This is a genomic window from Paractinoplanes rishiriensis, assembly GCF_016862375.1.
Lineage (GTDB): Bacteria > Actinomycetota > Actinomycetes > Mycobacteriales > Micromonosporaceae > Actinoplanes > Actinoplanes rishiriensis.
The window spans coordinates 1-9,599 of record NZ_BOMV01000136.1 but is presented as its reverse complement, the minus strand read 5'-3'; the positions used below and the strand labels follow the sequence as shown (position 1 = coordinate 9,599).

9 protein-coding genes are annotated in these 9,599 nt (G+C 67.5%); 4 read left to right on the top strand and 5 right to left on the bottom strand.

Features of this window, described 5'->3' with window-relative positions; all coding sequences use genetic code 11:
- Both Ari01nite_RS49090 and Ari01nite_RS49085 read left to right on the top strand, forming a co-directional pair.
- Nucleotides 1-1,282, top strand: a 1,282-nt coding sequence (locus Ari01nite_RS49090; RefSeq protein ID WP_438872310.1) for a transketolase-like TK C-terminal-containing protein, incomplete at its 5' end; no start/stop codon positions are given.
- A 339-nt stretch (nt 1,283-1,621) separates the two neighbouring features.
- A complete protein-coding gene (locus tag Ari01nite_RS49085; RefSeq protein ID WP_203791617.1) occupies nt 1,622-2,449 on the top strand; it encodes a universal stress protein in 828 nt (275 codons plus the stop codon).
- Nucleotides 2,450-3,229: 780 nt separating this feature from the next.
- On the opposite strand, the gene Ari01nite_RS49080 is transcribed toward Ari01nite_RS49085, so the two are convergent.
- Nucleotides 3,230-4,462: a PP2C family protein-serine/threonine phosphatase gene (locus Ari01nite_RS49080; RefSeq protein ID WP_203791616.1), complete on the bottom strand. Its 1,233-nt coding sequence runs from the start codon at nt 4,460-4,462 to the stop codon at nt 3,230-3,232.
- A gap of 1,094 nt (nt 4,463-5,556) precedes the next feature.
- Here Ari01nite_RS49080 and Ari01nite_RS49075 point away from each other — a divergent pair.
- Nucleotides 5,557-5,751, top strand: a complete 195-nt coding sequence (locus Ari01nite_RS49075; protein WP_203791615.1) for a hypothetical protein — start codon at nt 5,557-5,559, stop codon at nt 5,749-5,751.
- 691 nt (nt 5,752-6,442) lie between these two features.
- On the opposite strand, the gene Ari01nite_RS49070 is transcribed toward Ari01nite_RS49075, so the two are convergent.
- The 3 genes from Ari01nite_RS49070 to Ari01nite_RS49060 are packed head-to-tail and all read right to left on the bottom strand — an operon-like array spanning nt 6,443 to nt 8,260.
- Nucleotides 6,443-7,399 carry an RICIN domain-containing protein gene (locus Ari01nite_RS49070; RefSeq protein ID WP_369076800.1) on the bottom strand — a complete coding sequence of 319 codons (957 nt, stop codon included), beginning with the start codon at nt 7,397-7,399 and terminating at the stop codon, nt 6,443-6,445.
- Nucleotides 7,350-7,688, bottom strand: coding sequence for an alpha-amylase family protein (locus Ari01nite_RS49065; RefSeq protein ID WP_203791611.1), 339 nt, complete (start codon nt 7,686-7,688; stop codon nt 7,350-7,352). Before Ari01nite_RS49065 ends, Ari01nite_RS49070 begins: the two co-directional genes overlap by 50 nt.
- 14 nt (nt 7,689-7,702) lie before the next feature.
- Complete coding sequence (locus Ari01nite_RS49060) at nt 7,703-8,260, bottom strand: hypothetical protein (RefSeq protein ID WP_203791609.1); 558 nt, start codon at nt 8,258-8,260, stop codon at nt 7,703-7,705.
- A gap of 775 nt (nt 8,261-9,035) precedes the next feature.
- Between Ari01nite_RS49060 and Ari01nite_RS49055 the strand changes: the two genes are divergently transcribed.
- The gene (locus tag Ari01nite_RS49055) at nt 9,036-9,197 is read left to right on the top strand and encodes a hypothetical protein (RefSeq protein WP_203791607.1); all 162 of its coding nucleotides are present in this window, start codon (nt 9,036-9,038) and stop codon (nt 9,195-9,197) included.
- A gap of 20 nt (nt 9,198-9,217) precedes the next feature.
- Here Ari01nite_RS49055 and Ari01nite_RS49050 read toward each other — a convergent pair whose 3' ends face one another.
- A complete protein-coding gene (locus tag Ari01nite_RS49050; protein WP_203791605.1) occupies nt 9,218-9,544 on the bottom strand; it encodes a DUF8371 domain-containing protein in 327 nt (108 codons plus the stop codon).
- Between the last annotated feature and the right edge of the window lie 55 nt (nt 9,545-9,599).

The window sequence follows — 9,599 nt, the reverse complement described above, 5'->3', positions numbered from 1 at the left end:
ATTCATACCCACCCGGACCGTGCGAAGCCGACCACTCACACTGCCCGGCACGGCCGCCTACGCGAGCGTGAAACGCGGATCGGGCAATCAGCCGGTAGCCACCACCATGGCCCTCGTCCGGCTCCTCAAGGACCTCATCAAGGATCCACACATCGGCCACCGCCTTGTGCCGATCGTCCCGGACGAGGCCCGCACCTTCGGGCTGGACTCGCTGTTCCCGACGAAGAAGATCTACTCCCCGCACGGCCAGACCTACACCTCGGTCGACCGGGACCTGTTCCTGTCGTACAAGGAAGCGACCAACGGCCAGATCCTGCACGAGGGGATCACCGAGGCCGGCGCGACCGCATCTTGGACGGCCGTCGGTACCTCATATGCCACCCACGACGAGCCGATGATCCCGCTGTACATCTTCTACTCGATGTTCGGCTTCCAGCGCACCGGCGACGGCCTGTGGGCCGCCGCCGACCAGATGACCCGGGGCTTCCTGCTCGGCGCCACCGCCGGCCGCACCACGCTGAACGGCGAAGGACTTCAACATCAGGACGGCCACTCCCTGCTGCTCGCGTCGGCCAATCCCGCTTGCGTGGCCTATGACGCGGCCTACGCCTACGAGCTGGGACACATCGTGCGCGACGGTCTGCGACGCATGTACGGCGAGCGACAGGAGGACGTCTTCTACTACCTGACCCTTTACAACGAGCCGATCCTGCAGCCCGCCGAACCGGACGACGTCGACATCGACGGCATCGTGGCCGGTATGCATCGTCTCCATAGCACCGGCAACGCCGATGGCCCGGCGGCGCACATCCTGGCATCCGGTATCGCCGTGCCGGCCGCGCTGGCCGCGCAACGCCTGCTCGACGATGACTGGGGTGTGCACACCGACGTCTGGTCAGTCACCTCCTGGACCGAGCTACGCCGCGACGCCCTCAACGCCGAGCAGTGGAACCTGCAGCATCCCGGCGAACCGGCGCGGACCCCCTACGTCACCCGCCGCCTGCAGGAACACCCCGGACCGGTCGTCGCCGTTTCCGACTGGATGCGGGCCGTACCCGACCAGATCGCACCATACGTACCCGGCCTCTGGGCCAGCCTTGGCACTGACGGCTTCGGTCAGTCAGACACCCGTGCAGCGCTGCGCCGGCACTTCCACGTCGATGCCCCGTCGATCGCGCTGCGTGTGTTGCACGAGCTGACCACCAACGGACTGCTGGACACGGCCACGCTCCGCAAGGCACACACCGCCTACGACGCCGTGCACGGCGACGGCACGGCATAGGCGAGTCCGCAGGCGTCCTGGCTACCTGACGATCGGATCCTTTCGGCTCCACGCAATGCGGCCGACACCAGTGCCGGTCATCTCGACCCTATTGCCGGCGGCCGGCAACCAACGGGTCCGGACAATGGCCACCGGTGCGCCTGTCAAATCGCGCAATCACGGGCGACAGTGGATGCAGAACAGGCGGTGAAAGCTTCTTTCCACAATCCTGGCCGTCTGCGTCCGATGTCAGCTCCCGTCAGGGTGGTTCAGGAGGTCGGGCGGCATCGTCCGCCGGTCAATCGGCCGTACGACCGCGCACACTCCTGCGAGGCCCGCCCCAGGTGAAAGAGGTATGACATGAGCAAGCCCGTGGTGATCGGTTTCGACGGTTCGGCGGCAGCCGACGCTGCCGTACAGCACGCCGCGCGGGAAGCAGCGCAGCGAGATACCGAGCTGCGCCTCGTCCACGCCTTCGGCTGGGCCGTACTCCTGCCGCCGATGACCCCGCCATACGACGATTCCGAACACGGCCCCCGAGCCGCGGCCCTGGATCTGCTCGACCGCACCGCGCACGGCGTGCGAGGCGACTGGCCACAGCTCACCGTGACCACCCGGCTGATCGACGGATCGCCCGGCGCGGTGCTCGTCGATGCCTCACGCGACGCCCAATTGGTGGCCGTCGGCCACCGCGGCATCGGCGGTTTCGCCGGACTGCTCGCCGGTTCGACCGCCATGCAAATCGCCGGCCACGCCACCTGTCCCGTCACAGTCGTACGTGGTACGACACGGCCCGAGAACGCCCCGATCGTGCTAGGTATGGACGGATCCACGCACGCATTCGCGGCCGCCGAGGTCGCCTTCGCGACCGCCCAGCGCCAGGGCGTGGAACTGGTCCTGATCTACCACGACCCCACGCCGTCGCAGACCCAGCCAGATGCCGTCACCGCGCAGGTGGAACAGCTCGCCCAGCGCTTCAGCGACGTCAAGTACCGCCGTGACGTCGCCCAAGGCACCACTGCCGCAACCGCCCTCATCGACGCGGCCGACAGGTGGAACGCCGGCATGATCATCGTAGGCTCCCGCGGCCGCGGCGGGTTCCGTGGCCTGATCACCGGCTCGACCTCCCGCGCCCTCATCGAGCACGCCAACTGCCCGGTCACCATCGCGCCGGCCGTAGCCCAGTAGGTCACGCACACAGGACCACATCCGCCAATGCCCGAAGGAGGATGCGCCAGATGCCCACTCTTACGACAGCCGCTCCTGCCGTCGCCAACACGTCGCACCCCCAGCCCACGGAGGGCACGGCCGCCCCGCGCGGGCCGGCCATCAACCTACGGGACGACACACGAGATCTCGAGGCCCTGACCTGGGACCTGACGGTGCACCACATGTACCAGGCCTTCGCTCAATGCGCCTTCCCCACACCGGCGCAGGCCGTCAAATCCGGCAGCTCCGAAGCGCTGGCCAGAGTTCGGACGTCCGCTGCCCGACATGCCGTCGACAACATCCGAGCCGCCCTACAGCGCATCGAATCGGGCACCTACGGGATGTGCCAACAGTGCGGATGCGTCATCACCGCAGACCGAATGCGAGCCTGTCCCACGACCCGCTGGTGCGCGGCCTGCCAGGCGTAACGCAGAAGATTCACCCGCCTGCCCAAGAACCCCGGAGGAACCATGATGAACAGCCAGCCTCCGCCAACGCCACCCGATGCGATCGTCGTCGCACAACCGGCACCGCAACAGCCCCCGACGACGATGGTCACGGCGGTAAAGGACGTCGACATCGTGGACGTCTGGGGCCGGGACTCCTTTCCCGCCAGTGACCCCCCAGCCAACTGGTAACGGTGACGCATCACAGCAGCGCCACCACAAACGTCCCACAAGCTGAATGGTCTTGACGGTCGCCCGCACCGACGGCGCCGCGATCCCCGCCAGTTGATCTTAGTTTCCAGGTCGAAAGTAGCTAGGGGTTATCGGTCCAGCGTAGATAGAGCACGGCGGTGTCGTCGCTGTGGCGGCCAGCGTCGGCGTGCTGGATGTCGGCGAGCAGGGCGTCGATGTACTGGTTCGGGTCTTCGATGCTGGCCAGGCGGGTAGCGATCTCGACAAAGCGGTCTTCGCCGAGGCGGGTGCCGTCGGTGCAGAAGCTTTCGATAACACCGTCGGTGTACAGCAGCAGGCCGGCACCGGCGGGCACGGTGATCGACGATTCCCGCCACCGTCCTCGTCCCGGTGCCATGCCCAGGCCGATGCCGTAGGTGATCGGGGCGGAGTAGGCGCCGTCGGCGGTGATGATCAAAGGTGCGGGGTGTCCGGCGCTGAGCAGAATCACCTCGGGGCTGCCGGGCGTGATGCCGACGGTGCAGACGGTGGCGAACATGCCGTCGTGTGGTCGTTCGGCGACCAGGACCTGTTCGAGCAGGCGCATCCGGTCGGTCTTGCGCAGGCCGGCCAGGGTCAGGGTGCGCCAGCCGAACCGTAGACCGACGCCGAGGGCGGCTTCGTCGGGTCCGTTGCCGCAGACGTCACCGATCAGGGCGTGGACGATGCCGTCGGGTGTTTGCACGACGTCGTAGAAGTCGCCGCCGAGCAGCGAGCGTTGCTGGCCGGGAAGGTACCGGCTGACCACCGTTACCGCCGCGTCCGTGAGCAGCGGTCGGGGCAGCAGGCCGCGCTGCAGGCGGGTGTTCTCGTCTGCTTGCAACCGGCCGTCGCGCAGCGTGCGTTCAGCGGTCTGGACGCGTTTGCGCTGTACCGCGTAGCGGATAGTGCGTGCCAGCACCGCCGCGTCTACCTGATCTTTGACCAGGTAGTCCTGAGCCCCGGCCAAGACTGCCGCAGAGCCCGTCGCGGCGTCGTTGAGGCCGGTCAGCATCAGCACAGCGGCGTTCGGCCACCGGCGCAGAACGTGGCGCAGGGTGTCCAGGCCCCGGACGTCCGGCAGGTGAAGATCCAGCAGGATGCACTCCGGCTGCACCTCGAGGCCATCCGCCTGGGCGAGAGTGCCGACGTGCTGCAGGCGGGCGTCGAGGTCGCTGTCGGCGAGATACTCGCGCACCAGCATGGCATCGCCGGGGTCGTCCTCTATCAGCAGGATGGCGATGCCTGCCACCGACGAGTCGGCGTCGGGACCGGCATGGGGTAGGCCGTCGGGGGCTGGCAGCGACGTGACGGTCCGGGGTCCGTCAGCGGTCACGGTGCCTACCTTTTCTGTGCCGTCTGCCGGACGCGGGCGCGCGCCGTGAACCTGGAGTACGTGCCGGCGGTCTCGTCGACGGCCATGTCTGGTCGACGTCAGTATGCCGCAGCGAAGGGGCGAGCGGACAACAGCTGCCGCGGGATCTCACCCCGGCAGCCTGGCCCTGGCCTGGAGGCTATGAGCGACCGAGTCGTGGAAAAGGTCACGTTATCGTCGGGTTCGTATCCCGGGTCGCGGGTATCACCAGGACTCGCTCACGTCTCAACACCCGAGGAGATCACGTGCCCGTTGTCGTGCCTGTGGCATTTCTGCCCGAACCGGCGCCCTCCGTCACGGCCAGCTTGTCGCCAGCCGACCGCACGGCTGACACGATGAGCCGGCTGCGGCACCCTTTCGATCCTCAGCCAGCTGCCCGCCCCGGCGACCCGGAAGTCCATCCGTCCCGGTAGATCCGTCCAAGCGGAAAATTCGATGGTCAGCTCTGGTGGAGTAGACGGCCGAGGTCCGGGTAGACGCACATGGTGTTTGTCCGCCGAATGCGAACCCCGTGCCGCGGACTGTTGGTCGCTACGATCGCGGGGCTCGCAGCGACCGTGAGGTGATCATGGGTTCGGACCTCACGCATGCCGTGATGATCGCCGGCTCGGACACCGAGCTGCTCACCGCGCTCGTTCCCGAGCTACGCCGGTCGGCTGCACGCTACGACGAGACCCTGGTGGTGGTCGGCGAGCACACCCGAGCGGTACTCAAATCGCAGCCGGATGTGCAGGCGGTCGGGGTGCGCTCGGCGACCACGTGCACTCGGCGGCCGGCGAACCCGACCTGTCTTGCGGAATGGGCGACATGCTGGCCGACCGGGCCGCCGCGTACCTCGCCTACGAAGCCGTCTGAAACCAGACCTACGCCCCGTACGGCGCCACGGTCACCTGCCTCTGGAACCCTCAGCACCATCCCCAACAGATCCTCGACGGTGTCCGCGCCACCCACCCATACATACATACATACTCACCCCGGCCGGACCGGTCCCGTCCCCAACCTACCGGCCCGCGCAGCATTACCTCACCGAACGGCAAGATCGACCGTGGTGGCCCGTGCCCACCCACGTCGACCACGAAATGACCCTGACCGAGGTCGCCGACCTGAGCCGCCTGCGCTCGGTGCTGCACACCTGGGCCGTCGACCACCACTTCGCCGGCGAACCCGCCGACGACCTCGTGGTCGCCGCCGTCGAAGTGACCGCCAACGGCCTACGCCACGGCGAGCCACCGGTCCGTGTCCGCGCCTGACGCGACCAGCACACCCTCATCGTGCAGTGCGACGACAGCGCGGGCCGGCCGATCCCGGCCACCCGCCGGCTACCACCGACCGGAACCGGCCGCCGCGACGCCCGATGGCCGCGGATTGTGGGTAGCCCGGCAACTCGCCGACGTCGTCCTCACCCACACGACCTCAGGACGCACCTGCGTCCGGTTGCATTTCCCGCACCAGGTCATGCACAGCAACACCGTTTAAGGTGGCGCCCACCCACGATGCAACTACCTCGCTCGCGCTGGTACCTCGCGAGGAAACCGGCTGAACGTCCGACGGACCACCATGTTGGATTCTCACGATTCCGTCTGCTCCGCCGGGACAGCCAGTCCTTCGTTGCGTAGCCGCTGTTCGACCGCGCGCGCCCGCTCACGTTCCCGGCCGGCGCGCTGCCGCTCGTCGAATGCGCGTTCCGACGGGCGCCCGGCGGGCTCGTCGCCGGTCTGGACAGCATGTTGCTCAGTTAATCCCGCGGTCGTCTCGTGGAGAGCGGCTGCCCGACGGTGTATCGCCAACGATATCCGCTTCCAATGAGCGGCCCGCTCTCGTATCCGCTCCACCTGGTCAGCACCATCCCGCTCGTACATATGAGACCAATACCGCGGATCCACCCACGGGAAACACATGATCTAGGCGGGGACCAAGCCGGCCTGCAGCCTGTCGGGACGTCTACACCTGAGTGCGCCGCCACTGCTGGTGGGTTGCGGTGCCGCAGGTCCGCTGCACGGTTTGCGCCCCGTCGCCGGTGCCGGCGTTCTGCACCTCGAGGCACTTGTTGCTGTGCCGGGCGATCAGCTGCACGTAGCCATTGCCGGCGTCCTGTAGCCGCCACTGCTGGTTGGTGCCGCTGTTGCAGGTCCACTGGGTCACCCGGACGTCGTCGCCGGTCGCGCCCGCGCCGCCAAACACGTCGAGGCATTTGCCGCTGTTGAGGCTGACCACCGTGGCGAAGCCGCCACCCGCGTCCTGCAATCGCCAGCGCTGGTTGCTCTGCCCGTTGGCGGCCCACTGCACGACGTTGGCGTCGTCCGCGGTGGAGGCGTTGTAGACATCGAGCAGTTTGCCGCTGTGGCGGGCGGTCAGCGTGTAGGTGGCCGGTGTCGGCGTAGTGCTCTGTGTTGTCAGCCGGTAGAGGCCGGCCCCGTGGGCGGGGATCGAGCGGGTGAGGGCGCCGGTGGCCGTGCCGAGGGCGGCACCGGACCACAGGTCGGTCACGGTGGCCGACTGGATGCCCAGGCCGGCGAGGTTCACCGAAACATCCGCGGTCGACCCTTCGCGGTTGAACAGGGCGATGTACTTGTCGGTGGTGCCGGGTACGTCGGCGCTCCACACCTGCCGTGTCCCGCCGGTGAGTTGGCGGTTGTTCGTGCTGTTCTGGTCGACGGCCAGCACCGCGGCATTGGTCATCAACGCTAGCTCCGCGGCGCGGTTCTCGACCAGGTTGCCGCCCCACATCAGCGGCGCCCGGTTGATCGCCCAGAGCGTCATGAGCGTGCGCTGCTCGTCGGCGGTGAGGCCGGAGTATCGCGGGGAGCCGACCGGCCCGTATTTTGACAGCCGCCCGATGGGGATCATGTCAGGGTCGGGCCAGGCGCCGGTCGCTCGGTGCGGGGCCCAGTTGCGCAGTTGGTCGAACAGGGCGTCGAGGGCTGAAGTTGTCCCACAGGTCGTTGACGATGCGCCACATGTGCGCGTTGGCCTGCACGTGGCTGGCGCTGGCCAGCGGGGTCGGGCCCGGTGACAGGCTCAACACCATGGGCCGGCCGCTGCGCTGGATAGCGAGCCGGTAACCCTCGACTTCGGCCTGCCGGTAGGTGGGTGCGGCGATGTCGTCCACCTTCACGAAGTCGACCCCCCAGGCGGCGAACAGCTGGAACACCGAGTCCAGGTATGCCTGCGCGCAGGTGTTCGCCATGTTCAGGCCCCACATCAGGTTGAGCCAGGCGCGGTGGTGGAGTTGTTGATCTGGTTGGCCCGGCAGCTGGTGCCGAGGACCGGCACGTTGTCGGCCACCGCCTGCCGCGGGATGCCGCGCATCAGGTGGACGCCGAACTTGAGCCCTTGGGCGTGCACGTAGTCGGCCAAGGGTTTGAACCCGTTGCTGCCGGCCGCGGACGGGAAACGTGTGGTGTCGGGCAGTAGCCGCCCGTTGGCGTCCATGCGTAGCCGCGGTTGCAGGTTGGCGTCCTGATTGGGGCTGTTGTTGTGCCGGCCGGGGAAATACCAGGCCCAGTCGACGACGATGTACTGCCAACCGTGCTGCCGCAGATTGAGGCGCATATAGTCGGCGTTGGCCTTCACGTCCGCCTCGGTGACGCTCCAGTTGAACGAGTCGTAGCTGTTCCATCCCATCGGCGGGGTGCTGGCCGTGCCGTTGTCCCAGGCCTCGACCCGGTCGGCCGGGCTGACGGCGAGCCCGAGCCCGAGGATCGCGACGACCGGGACGACGAGACGGCGGACTCCTGGGCGGGCGAGGTTGAGGCTCAACTGGACCTCCTACGCAGAACGCCACACATTCAAGAGTATCTATGTGACCGATCACATGTTACCGGTCACAAGCAAGCTGTCAAGAATTGGCTGACCGGGTAGGGTCGGCCCGACGCAAGCCGCTTTGGGTCGTGTGCAGCATGGTGATGAACACCTGCGCGGCGGTGACGAGGGCGGCGTGGTGGTTTCCAGCCAGTCCAGCATCTGCCGTTGCGCCGATTTCATGCGGCGTCGGGTCTGGGGCATACCGGTGGACCGCGTCTAGTACTCCGACGGCACTACAAGGTGGGCGGCCGACAGAGTCGGCGGGGTCGTTCTACTGCTTGGCTGCCGGGGATGGGGATGATCCGCAGCTGAGAGGCCGGCATCAGGTTCCGAAACCGTCGCGGGCGGCCCGGTCGAGGTGGACCTGGCGTTGGGCGGCGCCGTCGCGGCACGCGTGGACGCATCCGGCAGACCAGGAGCTGGTTTCCGGTGGCGTCGTCGGTGAACACGGCCAGGTCGTCGCGCTGCTGCTGCCAGGACCGGCCCTCGTAGTCGGCGCCGCAGAGCACGCACTGCGGCCGGGACAGCCCGTGCTGAGCGCGTAGCGGCGTGAGGGCCGGGCCCTGGTCGGCGCAGAGCGTGGTCGTCTGTCCGCAGGAGCAGTCCGCGCGCACCCGCCAGCAGGCAGGCAGCCATTAAGGTGCCCGTACCACGGGTGGTAGCTCACCGTGGGCTCCTTGGCCTGCGTTGTTTCGGGCTGGGTGGGGGTGTCGGCCTCAAGAGCCGAGTGGTGGCGGTGATCTGCCCCGTCGCGTCGCGCATCACCGCCGAGATCGCCGAACGGCTCGCCGACGTCACCGTTTATGTGGCATCCGACCATGAACAGCAGAGACTCGCCCCCCGATGCCGGACGGGGCAGAACTTCGTGGTCGTCTCCGAACCGTCGCCCTGAGCGAAGTACTGGCCGGCTGGTTACACCGTCGATGCTGAAGGCTCGGTGCGGGCATCGATCACGACGACCGCCGGGTTACCGGTCAGGTCGAGTTTGGCGAGCACTGTGGTGGTCTTGGCCAGGTCGGCGTCGGTGTAGGCGATGATCACCTTCATCGACTGGTGGGTCTTGTTCGCCTTCTCGTAGATCTCGACCTGGTTCTCCAGATTCAGCATCAGAGACGTGGACTTGGCAAGCTTGAACTCGATGAGCGACTTGTCCAGCGCACCGCTGCTGATCTTGAAATCGACCGGGCCGCGGCCGTTGTTGGGCTCGCGGTTGACGTCGAAGCGCGAGGGCGCTCCCACCATGCGATCAGCAGTGGGCGACGGCCTGAGTGTGAGTACGGCATGGGGCTAGAAG